Annotated in this window: 17 protein-coding genes; 6 read left to right on the forward strand and 11 right to left on the reverse strand. The window is 72.0% G+C overall.

Features of this window, described 5'->3' with window-relative positions; translation table 11 throughout:
• Window positions 1-2: 2 nt before the first annotated feature.
• From mazG to BLU22_RS09460, 3 genes are read left to right on the forward strand one after another with little or no spacing between them, the layout of a single operon-like run.
• Window positions 3-833, forward strand: a complete 831-nt coding sequence (gene mazG / locus BLU22_RS09455) for a nucleoside triphosphate pyrophosphohydrolase (RefSeq protein WP_090213904.1) — start codon at window positions 3-5, stop codon at window positions 831-833.
• Complete coding sequence (locus tag BLU22_RS14960; RefSeq protein WP_157718986.1) at window positions 830-982, forward strand: hypothetical protein; 153 nt, start codon at window positions 830-832, stop codon at window positions 980-982. The genes mazG and BLU22_RS14960 overlap by 4 nt, the downstream gene beginning before the upstream one ends.
• A gap of 20 nt (window positions 983-1,002) precedes the next feature.
• Window positions 1,003-1,545 carry a DUF2058 domain-containing protein gene (locus tag BLU22_RS09460; protein WP_090213906.1) on the forward strand — a complete coding sequence of 181 codons (543 nt, stop codon included), beginning with the start codon at window positions 1,003-1,005 and terminating at the stop codon, window positions 1,543-1,545.
• Between the two features lie 66 nt (window positions 1,546-1,611).
• Here the strand turns inward: BLU22_RS09460 and BLU22_RS09465 are convergent, their stop codons facing one another.
• From BLU22_RS09465 to purM, 3 genes are read right to left on the reverse strand one after another with little or no spacing between them, the layout of a single operon-like run.
• Complete coding sequence (locus BLU22_RS09465; RefSeq protein ID WP_090213907.1) at window positions 1,612-2,325, reverse strand: DUF3108 domain-containing protein; 714 nt, start codon at window positions 2,323-2,325, stop codon at window positions 1,612-1,614.
• A gap of 30 nt (window positions 2,326-2,355) precedes the next feature.
• Window positions 2,356-3,018, reverse strand: coding sequence for a phosphoribosylglycinamide formyltransferase (gene purN, locus BLU22_RS09470; RefSeq protein WP_090213908.1), 663 nt, complete (start codon window positions 3,016-3,018; stop codon window positions 2,356-2,358).
• Window positions 3,018-4,076, reverse strand: coding sequence for a phosphoribosylformylglycinamidine cyclo-ligase (purM, locus tag BLU22_RS09475; protein ID WP_090213909.1), 1,059 nt, complete (start codon window positions 4,074-4,076; stop codon window positions 3,018-3,020). The genes purN and purM overlap by 1 nt, the downstream gene beginning before the upstream one ends.
• A 263-nt stretch (window positions 4,077-4,339) precedes the next feature.
• Here purM and BLU22_RS09480 point away from each other — a divergent pair, with 263 nt between their 5' ends.
• Genes BLU22_RS09480 through hda form a run of 3 tightly spaced genes read left to right on the forward strand, consistent with a single transcriptional unit; the run spans window position 4,340 to window position 7,203 of the window.
• Window positions 4,340-5,350, forward strand: a complete 1,011-nt coding sequence (locus BLU22_RS09480; RefSeq protein WP_090216373.1) for a DUF2066 domain-containing protein — start codon at window positions 4,340-4,342, stop codon at window positions 5,348-5,350.
• A 60-nt stretch (window positions 5,351-5,410) separates the two neighbouring features.
• Complete coding sequence (locus BLU22_RS09485) at window positions 5,411-6,502, forward strand: AI-2E family transporter (RefSeq protein WP_090213911.1); 1,092 nt, start codon at window positions 5,411-5,413, stop codon at window positions 6,500-6,502.
• Window positions 6,499-7,203: a DnaA regulatory inactivator Hda gene (gene hda, locus BLU22_RS09490; protein ID WP_090213912.1), complete on the forward strand. Its 705-nt coding sequence runs from the start codon at window positions 6,499-6,501 to the stop codon at window positions 7,201-7,203. Before BLU22_RS09485 ends, hda begins: the two co-directional genes overlap by 4 nt.
• A gap of 69 nt (window positions 7,204-7,272) precedes the next feature.
• Here hda and pyk read toward each other — a convergent pair whose 3' ends face one another.
• From pyk to BLU22_RS09530, 8 genes are all read right to left on the reverse strand, one after another.
• A complete protein-coding gene (gene pyk, locus BLU22_RS09495) occupies window positions 7,273-8,724 on the reverse strand; it encodes a pyruvate kinase (RefSeq protein WP_090213914.1) in 1,452 nt (483 codons plus the stop codon).
• Window positions 8,725-8,807: 83 nt separating this feature from the next.
• Window positions 8,808-9,728, reverse strand: a complete 921-nt coding sequence (locus tag BLU22_RS09500; protein ID WP_090213915.1) for a universal stress protein — start codon at window positions 9,726-9,728, stop codon at window positions 8,808-8,810.
• Window positions 9,729-9,842: 114 nt separating this feature from the next.
• On the reverse strand, window positions 9,843-11,174 hold the full coding sequence (locus tag BLU22_RS09505) for a DUF58 domain-containing protein (protein WP_090213917.1): 1,332 nt from the start codon (window positions 11,172-11,174) through the stop codon (window positions 9,843-9,845).
• A complete protein-coding gene (locus BLU22_RS09510; RefSeq protein ID WP_090213919.1) occupies window positions 11,171-12,184 on the reverse strand; it encodes an AAA family ATPase in 1,014 nt (337 codons plus the stop codon). Before BLU22_RS09510 ends, BLU22_RS09505 begins: the two co-directional genes overlap by 4 nt.
• Window positions 12,181-13,314, reverse strand: a complete 1,134-nt coding sequence (locus BLU22_RS09515) for a DUF4350 domain-containing protein (RefSeq protein ID WP_090213920.1) — start codon at window positions 13,312-13,314, stop codon at window positions 12,181-12,183. The genes BLU22_RS09510 and BLU22_RS09515 overlap by 4 nt, the downstream gene beginning before the upstream one ends.
• Window positions 13,311-14,834, reverse strand: coding sequence for a hypothetical protein (locus BLU22_RS09520; RefSeq protein WP_090213922.1), 1,524 nt, complete (start codon window positions 14,832-14,834; stop codon window positions 13,311-13,313). The genes BLU22_RS09515 and BLU22_RS09520 overlap by 4 nt, the downstream gene beginning before the upstream one ends.
• A complete protein-coding gene (locus BLU22_RS09525; protein WP_090213924.1) occupies window positions 14,831-15,808 on the reverse strand; it encodes a stage II sporulation protein M in 978 nt (325 codons plus the stop codon). Before BLU22_RS09525 ends, BLU22_RS09520 begins: the two co-directional genes overlap by 4 nt.
• Window positions 15,805-16,506, reverse strand: a complete 702-nt coding sequence (locus BLU22_RS09530; RefSeq protein ID WP_090213926.1) for an RDD family protein — start codon at window positions 16,504-16,506, stop codon at window positions 15,805-15,807. Before BLU22_RS09530 ends, BLU22_RS09525 begins: the two co-directional genes overlap by 4 nt.
• Between the last annotated feature and the right edge of the window lie 90 nt (window positions 16,507-16,596).

The following is a 16,596-nucleotide window of genomic DNA, read 5'->3' on the forward strand; positions in this document are numbered from 1 at the left end:
CCATGTACCAGTTGAACGACCTGCTGCACCTGATGGCCCGCCTGCGCGACCCGCAGCACGGCTGCCCGTGGGACCTGGCGCAGGACTATGCGAGCATCGTCCCGCACACCCTGGAGGAAGCCTACGAGGTGGCCGACGCCATCGAGCGCGGCGACTTCGCCCACCTGCCGGGCGAGCTGGGCGACCTGCTGTTCCAGGTGGTCTACTACAGCCAGCTGGGCCGCGAGGAAGGGCGTTTTGACTTCGCCGCGGTGGTCGACGGCATCACCCGCAAGCTGATCCGCCGCCATCCCCACGTGTTCCCCGATGGCGACCTGTATGGCGCCACGGGTCTGCCGCGTCTCGACGAGGCGGCGATCAAGCGCCGCTGGGAGGAGATCAAGGCCGAGGAGCGCGCCGAGCAGGCCAGCGCTCCCGAGCAGCTGTCGCTGCTCGACGACGTGCCGCAGGCCTTGCCGGCGCTGTCGCGTGCCGCCAAGCTGCAGAAGCGCGCCGCGCAGTGCGGCTTCGACTGGCCGGCACCGCTGCCGGTGGTCGACAAGCTGCACGAGGAGCTGGGCGAGGTGCTCGAAGCCATCGCCGAGGGCGATCAGGCGCACATCGCCGAGGAAGTCGGCGACCTGCTGTTTGTCGCGGTCAACCTGGCCCGCCATCTCAAGGTCGAGCCCGAGGCGGCGCTGCGCGCGGCCAATGCCAAGTTCGAGCGGCGCCTGCGTTTCATCGAGCGGGCCGTGCGCGCCAGCGGCCGGGCCATGGAGGACTGCGCCCTCGACGAGCTGGACGCCCTGTGGGGCGAGGCCAAGCGCTGCGAGCGCCAGGGCGGCGGCTGTTGAAGGCACTGCCGGAGGTCCTCGGCGCCGCCGCCGCGCTGCGGGACGGCGAACGGCGGTCCCTGCGGCCGATCGTCGGTCCGCGCGGCGGCTGTCACTACATCAACCGGAACGGCAACCAGACCTGCGTCGCCAGAAGTTGCTGCCACTGAACGTTGCGAGAAGTGTTGTCATGAGTCTTTCCCTACGCGACCAGCTGCTCAAGGCAGGCCTGGTCAACGAGAAGCAGGCCAAGCAGGTCAGCAAGCAGAAGCAGAAGCAGCAGCGCCTGGAGCACAAGGGCCAGGCGGAGAAGGACGACTCGCAGCGCGAGGCGGCCCTCAAGGCGCAGGCCGAGAAGCTGGCGCGCGATCAGGAGCTGAACCGCCAGCAGCAGGAAAAGGCGCAGAAGAAGGCGCTGGCCGCGCAGGTCAAGCAGCTGATCGAGAGCTCGCGCCTGCCGCGCCTGAACGGCGAGGACTACTACAACTTCGTCGACGACAAGAAGGTCAAGCGCATCGCCGTCAACCCGATGCTGCGCGACAAGCTCAGCCGCGGCACCCTGGCCATCGCCCGGCTGGACGGCAAGTACGAGCTGATCCCCCGCGAGGCGGCGCTCAAGGTGCAGGAGCGCGAACCGCAGCGCATCGTCCTGCTCAACGTTGCCAGCGAGGTGCCGGACGACGAGGACGATCCGTACAAGGACTACGTGGTGCCCGACGACCTGATGTGGTGAGGCGGGCTCCGGCAGAAAGCAGAACGCCCGGCGAGTGCCGGGCGTTCTGCTTTACGGGATGGGCGTTCAGCTGCCCTTGACCGCGCGGCCGTCGACCGTGCCCTGCTTGAGCATGATCTGGTACTCCTTGCCGTCTTTCTCCACCTGGTGCAGGCGCACCAGCAGATGGTCCCAGTCCTTGGCGAACCACAGCACCGTCTTGCGCCGCGTCTGGGTGGGGTCGCGCACGCGCTCGACCTTGATCGCCTCGACCTGGCCGACTTCGGTCTGCACGTTCTCGCTGCCCAGCACGCGGAAGTCGTAGGTCTCGATCTCGTCGCCGTCGAGCACCGCGTAGCTCATGCTCTTCTTGCCGGCGGCGACGTCTTCCTGCAGCGCCAGCTGATAGGTGGACTTGTCGAGCAGGCCGCTCTTGAGCACCAGCTGGACCGGCGTGCCGCGGTCGCTGCCGGTGACCTGCTTGGCCTGCCAGTCGAAGTCGTGGGCGATCTTCTTGCTCTTGCCCAGGCCGCTGCGTTCGAAGCGGTAGCTGAGCGGCACGAAGCGCGCATTGTCGTGGCGGAAGCGGCTTTCCTCGCTGAGCCCGGCGACCAGCATCGAGGCCTTGAACTGCAGGCTCCAGGTGCCGTCGGCGTTCTGCTGCAGGTGGCGCTCGGCGGTGCCGCTGACCGGCACCTGCTGCCAGTCGGCGGTGTACTGGGCGCTGAACGGCTCCAGGGCATGGGCGCCGAGGGGCAGGGCGGCGAGGCTGAAAACGGCTGCGAGCGATACGCGGCGCATGACAAATCTCCCTCCGTGGCCGGCCCGGCGTCAGCCGGGCTGCGGCAGGTCGCGAATCTGCCGGCCACTGGCCGGCAGGGGCTGTCCGTCCAGCTCGACGCCCTGTTCGCCCAGACGCAGGCGTCCTTCGGCGAACCAGCGCACGGCCAGCGGATAGATATGGTGCTCGCCGCGCTGGACGCGTTGCGCCAGGCTGTCCGGCGTGTCGCCGTTCAGCACCGGCACCACGGCCTGTACGACCAGCGGTCCACCGTCGAGTTCCTCGGTGACGAAGTGCACGCTGCAGCCATGCTCGGCATCCCCGGCTTCCAGGGCGCGCTGGTGGGTGTGCAGGCCCTTGTAGCGAGGCAGCAGCGAGGGATGGATGTTGAGCAGGCGCCCGGCGTAGTGGCGGACGAACTCGGCGCTGAGGATGCGCATGAAGCCGGCCAGCACCACCAGGTCGGGCCGCTGGGCGTCGATGCGCTCGATCAGCGCGCGGTCGAAGGCCTCGCGGCCATCGAACCCCTTGTGATCGAGCACCGCGGTGGCGATCCCGGCGTTCTGCGCGCGCACCAGGCCGTAGGCGTCGGCGCGGTTGGAGATCACCGCACCGATGCGCGCCGGCAGGCCGGCGGCAATGGCGTCGATCAGCGCCTGCAGGTTGCTGCCGGAGCCGGAGATCAGCACCACCACATTGCAGGGCTGGGCCATCAGTGCGCCTTCAGGTTGTTCAGCACGACGCGCTCGGCGCCTTCGCCGGCGCTGGCGATCTGGCCGATCACCCACGGCTGCTCGCCGCTGGCGCGCAGGTTGGCCAGGACGGCTTCGACCTGCTCCTGGGCCACGCAGATGACCATGCCGACGCCGCAGTTGAGCACGCGGTGCATCTCGTGCTCGTCGACGTTGCCCTGCTGCTGCAGCCAGTCGAACACCGCCGGGCGGGTCCAGCTGGCCACGTCGATGATCGCCTGGGCGCCATCCGGCAGCACGCGCGGGATGTTGTCGAGCAGGCCGCCGCCGGTGATGTGGGCCATGGCCTTGACCGCGCCGGTGTCCTTGATCAGCTTGAGCAGCGGTTTGACGTAGATGCGCGTCGGCGCCATCAGCAGCTCGGTCAGGGCCTTGCCGTCGAGCTGGGTCTGCTCGATGTCGGCGCCGGAGACTTCGATGATCTTGCGGATCAGCGAGTAGCCGTTGGAGTGCGGGCCGGAGGAGGGCAGGGCGATCAGCGCGTCGCCGGCGGCGACCTTCGAGCCGTCGATGATCTCGCTCTTCTCCACCACGCCGACGCAGAAGCCGGCCAGGTCGTAGTCCTCGCCCTCGTACATGCCGGGCATCTCGGCGGTCTCGCCGCCGACCAGCGAGCAGCCGGCCAGTTCGCAGCCGGCGCCGATGCCGGTGACCACGGTGGCGGCCACGTCGACGTTGAGCTTGCCGGTGGCGTAGTAGTCGAGGAAGAACAGCGGCTCGGCGCCGCACACCACCAGGTCGTTGACGCACATGGCCACCAGATCCTGGCCGATGCTGTCGTGCTTGTTGAGGTTCAGCGCCAGGCGCAGCTTGGTGCCGACGCCGTCGGTGCCGGAAACCAGCACCGGCTGCTTGTAGCCGGCGGGGATCTCGCAGAGCGCGCCGAAGCCGCCCAGACCGCCCATCACTTCAGGGCGCGCGGTGCGCTTGGCCACGCCTTTGATGCGTTCGACCAGTGCTTCACCAGCATCGATGTCTACACCGGCGTCCTTGTAGCTCAGGGAGGGTTGCTTGCTCATGAATACGGGCCTTTGCGGGGTGTGCGTGAAAGCGCGCGATTCTAGCATTCTTGCCCGGAGGCGACCATGGTGCGGCCGGTCGGGCATGCCGACTCGCCGCCTGGCGGCGCCGACGCGCGGCAAACCGCCGGCAGCGCGCCGCAACGGTGCGCCGCGGCGCGTGGCGACGCATCCGGACGGCGCGGTTGCCGCCGTCCGGGCGGCTGTTTAAGGTATAGGCCCTTGTGCGTCCGCCGCACGCCCGCCCTGCCGAGATGCCCACCATGCGCACGACTCTCCGCCTGTTAGCCTTCTGCCTGTCCTGTAGCGTCCTGAGTGCCGTGGCGGCGCAGGTCGAGGGGCTTCACGAGGTGCGCGAGCCGGTCGCCTCCCAGGAGGCCGGCGAGCGCTCGGCGGCCATGGCCCGCGCGCTGCAGTCCTTGGTGGTGCGCCTGACCGGCGACCGCCGCAGCGCCGCCGATCCGCGCCTGCAGCCGCTGCTGGCCGACCCCCAGCAACTGGTCCAGCAGTTCGTCTACGAACCGGGTGAGCCGGTGACCCTGGCGGTGGTGTTCGATCCGGTGCTGACCGAGCGCGCCCTGCGCGAGGCCGGGCTGAGCCTCTGGCACGTCAACCGGCCGCAGGTGCTGGCCTGGTGGCTGGAGGAGGAAACCGCCGGCAATCGCCTGCTGGCCGAGGATCAGCCCGCCGCCGAGGCGCTGCGCCAGGCCGCGCGTCAGCGTGGCGTGCCGCTCGGCCTGCCGCTGGGCGACCTGCAGGAGCAGCTGCTGGCCACCCCGCAGGTGCTCGCCGGCAGCCAGATCCAGGCCCTGCGCGAGGCTTCCGAGGGCTACGCCGCCGACGCGCTGCTGACGGTGCTGGCGCGTCCCGGCGAGGCCGACTGGCAGCTGTGGCTGGGCGAGGAGCGGCAGAGCGGCAGTGTCCGCGGCGCCAGTCGCGAGGCGCTGGCCGATGGCGTGCTGCTGGAGGTCGCCGAGCGTCTGGCGGCGCGCTTCGCCGCCGGCGCCGGGGCGCAGAGCCTGACCCTCGAAGTGCAGGGCAGCGACCTGGCGCGCTTCGCCAGCCTGGAGCGCCTGCTCGAACCCTTCGGTGCGCAACTGCGCGAGGTGCAGGGCGACCGCCTGGTCTACCGCCTGCAGGGCACGCCGGCGCAGGTGCGCGCCCAGCTGCAACTGGGCCGCCTGCACGAACTGCCGGCCGACGTACCGGCCGCTACCGGCCAGCCCTTGCAGGTGCCGGCCGCCTCCGGCGAGCGCCTGCGCTTCGCCTGGTAAAGGTCACGCACCGGCCGTCGCCTGACGGCTGCTTCAAGGACGACGGCGGGAGCCCATCCGATGAACGATTCGCGCACCTGGCTGGGCCTGGCGGCCCTGCTGTTGCTGGGCTGGCTGGTCTACCAGTTGCAGCCGGTGCTGATGCCTTTCCTGGTCGGCACCCTGCTGGCCTATCTGGGCGATCCGCTGGTCGACCGCCTGCAGGAACGCGGCCTGTCGCGGACCTGGGGCGTGGTGGCGGTGTTCGCCCTGTTCGGCCTGATCGTGCTGGCCATGCTGCTGGTGCTGCTGCCGCTGCTCGGCCGCCAGCTGCTGCGCCTCTACGAGCTGGCGCCGCAGGCCATCGACTGGCTGCAGCTGCACGCGCTGCCCTGGCTGCAGGCGCAACTGGGCCTGCGCGCCGACTTCTGGCAGCTCGCCCAGCTCAAGACGCTGCTGGCCGAACACCTCGGCCAGACCACCGACATCGCCCAGATGCTGCTGGCGCGGGTCACCTCGTCGAGCCTGGCGCTGCTCGCCTGGCTGGGCAACCTGCTGCTGATCCCGGTGGTCGGCTTCTACCTGCTGCGCGACTGGGACCTGATGCTGGCGCGCCTGCGCACGCTGCTGCCGCGCCGCCGCGAGGGGCTGGTGGTGGTGCTGGTCGGCGAATGCCACGAGGTGCTCGGCGCCTTCCTGCGCGGTCAGTTGCTGGTGATGCTGGCGCTGGCGCTGGTCTACGCCGCCGGGCTGAGTCTGCTGGGCCTGGAGCTGGGCCTGCTGATCGGCCTGCTCGCCGGGCTGGCCAGCATCGTGCCGTACATGGGCTTCGCGATCGGCATCGTCGCCGCCCTGCTGGCCGCGCTGTTCCAGTTCGGCCTGGAGTGGTATCCGCTGCTCGGCGTGCTCGCGGTGTTCACCGTCGGCCAGCTGCTCGAAGGCATGTGGCTGACCCCGCTGCTGGTGGGCGACCGCATCGGCCTGCATCCGGTGGCGGTGATCTTCGCCATCCTCGCCGGCGGCCAGCTGTTCGGCTTCACCGGCGTGCTGCTGGCCTTGCCGGTGGCGGCGGTGATCATGGTGCTGCTGCGCCATGTACACGACTTCTATAAACTGTCGGCTCTTTACGGAGTGTCGGATGGCGATTCGCAGGAGTCGTCGGAGTCCCCATGAAACCGATCCAGCTGCCTCTGGGTGTGCGCCTGCGCGACGACGCCACCTTCGCCAACTACTATCCCGGCGCCAACGCGGCCGCCCTGGGGTACGTCGAGCGCATGTGCGAAACCGATGCCGACTGGGCGGAAAACCTCATCTACCTTTGGGGCGCCGCCGATGTCGGGCGCAGCCACCTGCTGCAGGCCGCCTGCCTGCGCATGGAACAGTTCGGCGGCCGCGCGGTGTACCTGCCGCTGGACGCCGTGGCCATGTACGGCCCGCAACTGCTCGACAACCTGGAGCAGTGCGACCTGGTGTGCATCGACGGGGTCGATCTGGTCGCCGGCCACCCGACCTGGGAGGAGGCGCTGTTCCACCTGTTCAACCGCCTGCGCGATGCCGGCCGGCGCCTGCTGCTGTCGGCCTCGGCGCCGCCGCGCGAGGTGCCGATCAAGCTGCCCGACCTCAAGTCGCGCCTGACCCTGGCGCTGGTCTTCCAGCTCCACGGCCTGACCGACGACGAGAAGCTGCGCGCCCTGCAGCTGCGCGCCTCGCGCCGCGGCCTGCACCTCAACGACGAGGTCGGGCGCTTCATCCTCACCCGCGGCTCGCGCAGCATGAGCGCGCTGTTCGATCTGCTCGACCAGCTCGACCACGCCTCGCTGCAGGCCCAGCGCAAGCTGACCATCCCCTTCCTCAAGGAAACCCTCGGCTGGTAGCCGGAGGCCAGCGGCACAGACGACAAGGCCGCGCAGATGCGCGGCCTTGTCGTGACTGCTGCGGTGCGATCAGACCAGTTGTTCGCCGACGTGGAGGATCTTCAGGGTATTGGTGCCGCCGATGGTGTCGTAGCTGTCGCCCTTGCTCATGATCACCCAGTCGCCCGGCTCGACCACGCCGCGCTTGAGCAGCTCGTTGACCGCCGCTTGGCTGACCTGCTCCGCCGGCAGGGCGGCGGCGTCGAAGGGCACGGTCTGCACGCCGCGGAACATCGCCACGCGCGCCTGAGTGGCGCGGTGCGGCGAGTAGGCGAAGATCGGCACCGAGGAGCGGATACGCGACATGATCAGCGGGGTGTAGCCGCTTTCGGTGAGGGCGATGATCGCCTTGACGCCGGGGAAGTGGTTGGCTGTGTACATGGCGGCCAGGGCGATGCTCTCGTCGCAGCGCTCGAAGGTCAGGCCCATGCGATGGCCGGACTTCTGGCTGGTCGGGTGCTTCTCGGCGCCGAGGCAGACCCGCGCCATGGCCTTGACCGCTTCCACCGGATAGTCGCCGGCGGCGCTTTCCGCCGAGAGCATCACCGCGTCGGTGTAGTCCAGCGCGGCGTTGGCCACGTCGGACACCTCGGCGCGGGTCGGCATCGGACTGTGGATCATCGACTCCATCATTTGCGTGGCGGTGATCACGAACTTGTTGAGGCGGCGGGCGTGGGCAATGATCTTCTTCTGGATGCCGACCAGCTCGGCATCGCCGATCTCCACGCCCAGATCGCCGCGGGCGACCATCACCCCGTCGCTGGCGCGGATCAGGCCGTCCAGCGCCTCGTCGTCGGCCACTGCCTCGGCGCGCTCGATCTTGGCCACCAGCCAGGCGTCGCTGCCGGCCTCGTCGCGCAGGCGGCGGGCGTATTCCATGTCGGCGGCGTCGCGCGGGAAGGAGACGGCCAGGTAGTCCAGCTCCATCTCGGCGGCCAGCTTGATGTCGGCCTTGTCCTTGTCGGTCAGCGCCGGCGCGGTCAGGCCGCCGCCGCGGCGGTTGATGCCCTTGTGGTCGGACAGCGGGCCGCCGACGGTGACCCGGCACAGCAGCTCGGTGGCGGTGACCTGCTCGACCTGCATGATCACCCGGCCGTCGTCGAGCAGCAGCTCGTCGCCGACCTTACAGTCCTTGACCAGATCCGGGTAGTCGATGCCGACCACGTTCTGGGTGCCGGCGTCGCGCGGGTGGGTGATGGAGAAGCGGAACTCGTCGCCCTGCTGCAGCTCGATGCGCTTGCCGGCGAACTTGGCGATGCGGATCTTCGGTCCCTGCAGGTCGCCGAGCAGGGCGACATGGCGGCCGTGCTTGGCGGCCAGTTCGCGCACCAGCCGGGCGCGGGCCTTGTGCTCCTCGGGGCTGCCGTGGGAGAAGTTGAGACGGGCGACATCCATGCCGGCGAGGATCAGCTGCTCCAGCACGGGGGTGGAGCTGCTGGACGGGCCGAGCGTGGCGACGATCTTGGTACGGCGGAAAGGCATCGAGGCCTCCTTGAACAGACGAAAAGAATGATGGCACCCGGCCGTGGTGGTCGGGCGTCATCCATGACGCAGACGGACGGAATTCACTGGCTGGCGCTGGCGACCGGCTTGATCACCAGCAGGTCGCAGTCGACCGCTTCGAGCACTCGCTCGGCGGTATGGCCGATCAGCGCGGTATCCAGATGGCCGCGGGCGATGGCGCCCATCACCAGCAGGTCGATGCCGTTGTCGGTGACGAACTGCGGCAGCGCCTCTTCGGCGAAGCCCTGCAGCAGGTGGCGGCGCGGCGCGGCGATCGGGTACTGGCCGAGCAGGGCGTCGAAGGCCTCGCGGTGGCGGGCGCCGGTACGTTCCACATAGTACTCGTAGTCGGCCACCAGCTCGGCGTCGAACACCAGGGTGCGCGGCAGCGGCGCATAGCTGTGCAGGTAATGATCCTCCAGTCCGAGCGCCTTGCCCAGCGCCTGGGTGCAGTCGATCAGCAGGCGGTCGAGGCTGGCCGGCTTGTCGGCGCTGTGGGTCGGGTCGAGGGCGGCGGCCAGGCGCCGGCCCTGCCACTCGCGGTCGGGCTTGACCAGCCACAGCGGCGCCGGGCAGTGGCGGATCAGCTGCCAGCTGCTGTTGCTGAGCAGCAGGCGCTGCAGCAGGCCGTGGCTGTGGGCGGTCTTGAGCACCAGATCGGGGCGCAGCTCCGCGACCCGCGCATCGATCATCTTGTACAGCGGCTTGCCCCAGCGGGCCTCGATGCCGACCTTGAGGCCTTCCTGGCGCAGCGGCTCGGCGAGCCGTTCGAGCCAGTCGCGGCGCTGCTCCAGCAGCGACGCGCGGGCCTTCTCCAGGGTGCTGCGGTCGAACAGCGCGCCGCCGTCGAGGGCGCCGTGGAACTCGCAGATCAGCAGTTCGAGGGCCGCGCCGCTGCGCCGGGCGATCCACGCGGCGCGTTCGAGGGCCGGCTGCTGGGGCTGGGTGGGGTCGATGACGACCAGGAGCTGCTGAAGGTGCATGGACAGGTTCCTCGCAAAAAGGGCGGGGTGCCGCGCGGCGGGCGGCGGGACTGTGCTCAGCCTAGCCGCAGCGCCAGTAGAGCGGCAAATCCCTGACAGCCGTGTGACGGCGGCTCAGCCGCGACCGCTGGCTTTCCACTGCAGGTAGCGATCGAGCAGCGCCGGCCCCAGCGCTGCGGGCGCGACGTCGAGCACCGGCAGGCCCTGGGCGCCGAGGCGCGCGTGCAGGGCGGCGCGGCTGGCGGCATGCTCGACGGCGCCGCAGTAGCCGAGCGCCTCGTTGTAGCCGTTCACCGTCTGGCGCAGGCTGCGCTCGACCACCGCCTCGCGCAGGCTGACGATCAGCAGGCGATGCCGGGCGGCGATCTGCGCCGCCGCCTGGGGCAGTTGCGCCTCGTCCTCCTCGCACAGGTTGCTGACCAGTACCACCAGGGCGCGGCGCTGCTGGCCGGCGAGCAGCTCGGCGGCGGCGCCCAGGTAGTCGCCCGGCAGGCGTCCCGGCTGCAGGTCGTGGAGCGCATCGAGCAGCGCGGCCCACTGGCGCGGGCCCTTGCCGGGAGCCAGCCGGCAGTCCCGCGCGGCGCCGAAGACCTGCACGCCGAGCGCGTCGCCCTGGGCCAGCGCGGCGTCGGCGAGCTGCAGGCAGGCCTCCAGGCTGTGGTCGAAATGGCTGCGCGGGCCGTCGCGGCTGCGCATGCGCCGGCCGCCGTCGAGCAGCAGGACGATCTGCTGGTCGCGCTCCTCGCGGTACTCGCGCGCCACCGGCTGGCGCTTGCGGGCGGTGGCTTTCCAGTCGATCTGCCGCAGGCTGTCGCCGTCGCGGAACTCGCGCAGCTGATGGAACTCGCGACCGCTGCCACGCCTGGGTTGCACCGCCACGCCGACCCCGCCCAGGCCGGGCGCGGCAGCGTGCAGGGCGCCGCGCTGCAGGCGGGACAGGTCGGGCAGCACGCGTCGCCGGTCGGGCAGCGGCAGCCGGCGGCGGGCCTGCCAGAGTCCCAGCGGCGAGGGCAGCAGCACTTCGCAGCAGACGAACTGGGCGGCGCCGCGCTCGCGCGGGCGCAGCCCGTAGCGCAGCTCGCCGGCCTGATCGGGTGCCAGGCGCAGGCGTTGCGGCAGCTGGCGAAACTCCAGCTCCGTCGGCACCCCGTCGAACAGTTGCAGCCAGCGCGGCGGGCGCGCCATGGGCTCGACCCGCAGGCTCGCCTCGCTCCAGCGATCCTGGGCCAGGCTGGCCGGCAGCCGGCGCTGCAGGCGGGGCGAGGGCCGGCGGCGCAGGGCCAGGGCGTCGCCGCCGGCAAGCAGGGCGAGCAGGGCCAGCGCGCTCCACCAGGCCGGCGCCGCGAAGGCCGCGGGCGCCGCATCGAGAGCACGGGCGCTGCCGAGGGCGAGGGCCGCCAGCAGCAGCGCGGCGAGCAGGACGAGGAGCGCCGGCGCCGGTCTCATGTGCGCGGCGCCGCCACCTGGGCGAGCAGCTCGGCGAGCAGCGCATCCACCTCGCCGCCCTCGAACGCCCACTGCGGCGCCAGGCGTACCCGGTGGCGCAGCACCGCCGGCGCGCTGGCCTTGACGTCGTCGGGGGTGACGAAGCCGCCGTCGCGCAGCAGGGCGCGGGCGCGGGCGCAGCGCACCAGGGCGATGGAAGCCCGCGGCCCGGCGCCGAAGGCCAGGCCCGGCCAGTCGCGGCTGGCGCGCACCAGACGCACGGCATAGTCGAGCACCTGCTCGTCGATCGGCAGCGCGGCGCACAGGCGCTGCAGGACCGGCACCTCGGCGGCGTCGAGCAGCGGGCGCAGCTCGGCGGTTTCCAGCATGTCGCCGTGGGTCGAGCCGGCCACCTGGCGCACCAGCGCCAGTTCCTCGGCGTGGCCGGGGTAGTCCATGCGCAGCTTGAGCATGAAACGGTCCAGCTCGGCCTCGGGCAGCGGGTAGGTGCCTTCCTGGTCGATGGGGTTCTGCGTGGCCAGCACCATGAACGGCTGCGGCACCGCCAGGGCCTCGCCTTCCAGGGTCACCTGGCGCTCCTGCATCACCTCCAGCAGCGCCGCCTGGGTCTTGGCCGGCGCGCGGTTGATCTCGTCGGCCAGCAGCAGGTGGGTGAACACCGGGCCGCGGCGCAGCTTGAACTGCTCGCTGGCCAGGTCGTAGACGGCATGTCCGGTGACGTCGCTGGGCATCAGGTCGGGGGTGAACTGGATGCGCGCGAAGCGCCCGCCGAAGCAGGCCGCCAGGGCACGCACCAGCAGGGTCTTGCCGAGGCCCGGGACGCCTTCGATCAGTACGTGGCCGCCGGCCAGCAGGGCGCAGAGCACATCGTCGATCACCGCCTGCTGGCCGATCAGCACACTGCCCAGCGCCGCGCGCACGGCCTGCAGGCGCTGGCTGGCGACGGGCTGGAGGGTGGCGTCGGTGGCGGTCGGCACGGCGGCGGTAAGGCGCGGAAGGTCGTCGTTCATGATAGGGCGTTCCTGAGACGTTGCAGATGGGCCACCTGGGCGGTGAAGGCGGCGGCGCCCGGCGAGCTGTCGGGCGCCTGCATGAGGCGGGCGACCGTGCTGGTCGGCAGGCCGGCGCGCTGGCCGAGCCAGGCCCAGCGCGCCGCGGCCGGGAGCTGCTCGAAGCCCGGATGGCGCTGGCGGGCGAGTTCGTGCACGGCCTGCTGGAGCTGGACGAGCAGGGCGGCGTGGCCCTGCTGACGGCAGATGAAGCGCGCGCTGGCCAGCAGCCGCTCGCCGAGGGCGCGGCGCGGCGGCGGGAGGTCGCCGAGCGGCGGGCCCTGGCGCAGGCCGAGGTGCCAGAGCAGCAGCGCCAGCAGCAGGCCGAGCGCCGCCAGCGCCTCGGGGAAGTGGCGCAGCAGCAGGTGCGGCAGGGATTCGCCGCCCAGCCGCTGCAGCAGGGTCACCTGGCTGCCACGGGTCAGATACCAGAGCAGCCAGGCGTGGTCGTGTTCGGCGATACGCTGGTTGTGCCAGATCGCTCCGTCGGCCAGCACGCTGACCCGCCCGGCGCCCCAGCGGCGTTGCAGCAGATGGCTGCCGTAGGCGCTGCGCGCCTGCAGCAGGATGCCCGGCGCGCGGCTCGTCAGGCGGCGATGGGGGTCGAAGGCCAGGTAGGCCGGCGCCGGTTCGCCGGGCAGCGCCAGCTTGGCCAGTTCGGGCCAGGGATCGGCGGAGTCTGCGGCAGCGGCGGCGCTGCGCAGGCCGATGCCCAGGCGGTCGAGCAGCGGATCGGCGGCGCCGGGCGGGCCTTCGGCGATCAGGATCAGGTGGCCGCCGGCCGCTACCCAGTCGAGCAGGCGGCGCTGCTGCGCGGCGTCGAGTTGCTGGCGCGGGCCGAGCAGCAGCAGGCTGCGGCCCTGCGGCGCGCCGGCGGCGAGCGCCGGGCGCAGGCTGTCGGCGCGCTCGACGGCGACCTGCTGGCTGCGCAGGAAATGTTCGGCGGCCAGCCAGGGATTGCCGCGCACCTCAGGCGCCGGGCCGAGCTCGACGCGCTGGCGGGAGACTTCGAGCGGCAGCAGCAGGGCGAGCAGCGCCGCGCACAGGCTCAGAGCGGCGAGCAGCAGCCAGAGCGACTGGCGAGCGTTCATGGCGGCGCCCCGAACAGCCGGCGCGCTTGACGGCACAGCGCCTGGCCCGTGTCGGGCGCCACGGGCGCGGCGCCCCAGGCCAGCGCCTGCCAGGCATCGAGCAGCGTCGTGGCGAAGGTGACCAGCGCCGGGTTGTCCAGTTGTGCCAGTTGCGCACGCACCTCATCCTCGGTGTGCGCCGCGCTCAGGGCCAGCCGGTGGCGGCCGGCCAGATGATCGAGCAGGCCGGCGTAGAGCAGGGCGAGGGCGGCGCGCGGCTGCTCCGGCCAGAGCCGTTCGGCGCGGGCGGCGAGGTCGGCGGGCGCGGCGCGGGACGTTGCGGGCGGCGGCGGAGCGATCGGCGCTTGGGCGTCCGCCACGGCCTCGGGTGTGGCGACGAACAGTCGCCGCCAGCGGCGCCAGCGCCAGGCGAGCACGCCGAGGGCGGCGGCGAGCAGGCTCCAGAGCAGGACCTCCAGGGCGCCGGCCAGGCTGTGCGTCCAGGCGGGCGGCGGCGCATCGCTCGGCAGCGCCGCCTCGTCCGCTGCCGCCCAGCGCCAGGCGAGGCGTTCCTCGCTGCGGCGGAACGGCGGTGCGGCGAGGATCGCGGCGATATCGCGGCGCGCCTGCGCGCTGTCCAGCGCCTGGCCCTGCAGGCGCGCGGCGGCCGGCCCCGGATCGTGCGCCGCGAGCCGGACCTCGGCGGCCAGCGCGGGCGGCGTCGGCAGCAGCAGGACGCAGCCCAGCAGCACGGCCAGGGCGGCGTGGCCGAGGCGGTCGAGCAGGCGGCGGAAGGCCAGCTCCAGGTCCCAGGCCTCCAGTTCGCAGCGCCGGTTGAGGTACAGGCTGAAGCCGCAGGCCACATAGCAGGGCGCCCAGAGCACCAGCACCAGGGCGTAGAGCAGGTTGCCCAGGTGCTCCAGCCACAGCCAGTGGGCTTCGGGGGCGACCAGCAGGCTGCGCCAGTCCGCCGGGCCGGCGATCTCCAGCGGCAGCAGCAGCCAGAGCAGTAGCACCAGCGCCAGCCAGAGCAGCAGTTCGATGTGCAGGCCGAGCACGGTCAGCCAGCGCGCGCTGGCGCAGCGCCGGGTCAGCACGTCGAGGCGCTGGCGGCGCGCGGCGCCGTGCAGCCGCTCCAGCTGGCCGACCGGCAGGCTGAAGCTGCGCAGCAGGCCGAAGCGCCGCCAGGTCAGGCTGGCCAGCAGCTCGCTGCGCAGCAGGCCCGGCCAGGCGCGCAGGGCCTGGCCGAGGGTCGGCGCGGTGCCGAACAGGGCGCGGCCGAGGATGTGCAGCGGCAGGCGCTCGAAGGCCGGCTTCAGCCACCAGAACAGCAGCAGCACCAGCCCCGGCGCCTCGGGGAACAGCGCGCTGAGCAGCACCAGCACCGGCAGGGTCAGCAGCGCCCAGCTGGCCATCAGCAGGCCGGCATGCCGTTGCGCCAGGCGCAGGCCGAGGTCGGCGGCCTCCCAGGGCGGACGCGGCTGCAGGAGCAGTTGCGGGTGCGGAGCGGGCGGTGCGACGCGGCTGGCCTCGGGCGTCATGGCTGTGTCCCGTGGCGGCCGACCCGCAGGAAGTACAGGCCGACCAGCAGCCAGAGCAGGGCGCCGACGGCGTACTTCGCCTCGACGGAGAAGCGGGTGGTGGACGACCAGTAGGCCTCGACGAAGGCGGCGATCAGCAGCAGGCCGATCACCGCGCCGAGCAGGCCGACGCACTCCCGCGCCCGGCGGCGCAGCGCGCCGATGCGGGTGTGGCGGCCGGGCAGCAGCAGCGCGCCGCCCAGCTGCAGGCCGGCGGCGCCGGCGAAGGTGATCGCGGTCAGCTCGAAGGCGCCGTGGCCGATCACGAAGCTGCAGAAGGTGTCGGTGTAGCCGATGCCGATCAGGTGGCCGCTCATCGCACCGATGTTCAGGCCGTTGTGCAGCAGGAAGAACAGCGCGCCCAGGCCCAGCAGCAGGCCGCCGGCGAAGGTCTGGAAGGCCACGCCGAGGTTGTTGAGGATATAGAAGCCGAACATCAGCCAGTCGTCGCCGCTGCCGCGGGTGGAGAACGGCCCGAGGCGGCTGGCGTCCGGATCGTACATGCGCTCCAGCTCGGCGACCCGTTCGCTGGAGAGCAGGCTGTAGACCAGCTCGGGGTTGAGGTAGACCAGCAGCGCCATGCCCAGCAGCGGGCCGTAGAACAGCAGGCTGGCGAGCAGGATGCTGCGCCAGGCGGCGCGCACCTGGCGCGGCAGGCCGCCGAGCAGAAAGCCCAGCAGTTGCGGGCCGAAGCGGCTCGGCGGGCGGTAGAACTGCTGGTGGGCACGCAGGCACAGGCGCTGCAGGCGCTCGACCAGGCTGTCGCCGTAGCCGCGCGCCTCGGCCAGCGCCAGCTGCTGGCACAGCCGGCGGTAGGCGGCGGCGAACGCGCCGGCCTCGGCACCCAGCCGCTGGCCCTGCTCCAGGCGCGTCAGCTGCTGTTCCAGCGCCTGCCATTCGCCGGCATGGCGGGCCTCGAAGGCGGCCTGCTTCATGGCTTGCCCCGCAGTTCGGCGGCGATCGCCAGCAGGCGGCCGCATGCCTCGGCGGGGGCGACGCCGAGGGCCGGGGCGAGCAGGGCGGCCAGCTCCTCGCGGCGCGGCGCCGAGAGCCGCGCCTGGCGTTCGGCGAAGGCCAGCAGGGCGCGCCGCGCCTCGGCGTCGAGGGGGAAGGGTGCGGCTTGCGGCGCCGCGGCGTCGAACGGCGCGATGCGCCGGCGCGGCGGGCGATGCACCACCAGGGTGCCGGCGGCCAGATCGCCCAGGCGCTGGAAGCGCGGATTGGCCAGGCAGGCCAGCAGGCCGGTGGCGTAGCCCAGCGGCAGCATGTCGACCAACCGGAGCAGGTTGCGCAGCAGCGAGGCGCCGACGCCCACCGGCGTGCCGTCCTCGTGCAGCACCTGCAGGCCGAGCAGCTGCTTGCCGGGCGAGCGGCCCTGGTTGAACACCTCGAACAGCACCATGTAGCCCCAGGCGAGCAGGAACAGCAGGATCAGTCCCAGGCCCATGCCCAGCTCGCCGAACTGGCCGAGCAGGGCCAGCACGCTCAGGGCCAGCGCGGTGCGCAGCCCCAGGTCGATGGCGAAGGCCTGGGCGCGGCGCAGGGGGCCGGCCGGGCGCAGGCTCAGCTCGATCCCTTCGGGGACTTCCACTCGCAGGCGGTTATCCAGCGGCTCGGGAGAAACGGCGGACATGGCGGTTCCTTGGCGATGGCGGCAGGCTGTCGAGCCTAGCGAGGCCGGGGGCGTGGCGGCAACCGTTGCCGGTGCGGGTGCGCTAGACTG

The sequence above is a fragment of the Pseudomonas guangdongensis genome (assembly GCF_900105885.1).
Classification (GTDB): domain Bacteria; phylum Pseudomonadota; class Gammaproteobacteria; order Pseudomonadales; family Pseudomonadaceae; genus Geopseudomonas; species Geopseudomonas guangdongensis.

Coding starts and splice junctions, on each gene's coding strand:
- BLU22_RS09510 (WP_090213919.1), bottom strand. CDS start 12,184: ATGAACGACGACCTTCCGCGCCTTACCGCCGCCGTGCCGACCGCCACC.
- BLU22_RS09515 (WP_090213920.1), bottom strand. CDS start 13,314: ATGAACGCTCGCCAGTCGCTCTGGCTGCTGCTCGCCGCTCTGAGCCTG.
- BLU22_RS09505 (WP_090213917.1), bottom strand. CDS start 11,174: ATGAGACCGGCGCCGGCGCTCCTCGTCCTGCTCGCCGCGCTGCTGCTG.
- BLU22_RS09520 (WP_090213922.1), bottom strand. CDS start 14,834: ATGACGCCCGAGGCCAGCCGCGTCGCACCGCCCGCTCCGCACCCGCAA.
- BLU22_RS09460 (WP_090213906.1), top strand. CDS start 1,003: ATGAGTCTTTCCCTACGCGACCAGCTGCTCAAGGCAGGCCTGGTCAAC.
- BLU22_RS09500 (WP_090213915.1), bottom strand. CDS start 9,728: ATGCACCTTCAGCAGCTCCTGGTCGTCATCGACCCCACCCAGCCCCAG.
- BLU22_RS09480 (WP_090216373.1), top strand. CDS start 4,340: ATGCGCACGACTCTCCGCCTGTTAGCCTTCTGCCTGTCCTGTAGCGTC.
- BLU22_RS09530 (WP_090213926.1), bottom strand. CDS start 16,506: ATGTCCGCCGTTTCTCCCGAGCCGCTGGATAACCGCCTGCGAGTGGAA.
- BLU22_RS09485 (WP_090213911.1), top strand. CDS start 5,411: ATGAACGATTCGCGCACCTGGCTGGGCCTGGCGGCCCTGCTGTTGCTG.
- purN (WP_090213908.1), bottom strand. CDS start 3,018: ATGGCCCAGCCCTGCAATGTGGTGGTGCTGATCTCCGGCTCCGGCAGC.
- mazG (WP_090213904.1), top strand. CDS start 3: ATGTACCAGTTGAACGACCTGCTGCACCTGATGGCCCGCCTGCGCGAC.
- pyk (WP_090213914.1), bottom strand. CDS start 8,724: ATGCCTTTCCGCCGTACCAAGATCGTCGCCACGCTCGGCCCGTCCAGC.
- BLU22_RS09525 (WP_090213924.1), bottom strand. CDS start 15,808: ATGAAGCAGGCCGCCTTCGAGGCCCGCCATGCCGGCGAATGGCAGGCG.
- purM (WP_090213909.1), bottom strand. CDS start 4,076: ATGAGCAAGCAACCCTCCCTGAGCTACAAGGACGCCGGTGTAGACATC.
- BLU22_RS09465 (WP_090213907.1), bottom strand. CDS start 2,325: ATGCGCCGCGTATCGCTCGCAGCCGTTTTCAGCCTCGCCGCCCTGCCC.
- hda (WP_090213912.1), top strand. CDS start 6,499: ATGAAACCGATCCAGCTGCCTCTGGGTGTGCGCCTGCGCGACGACGCC.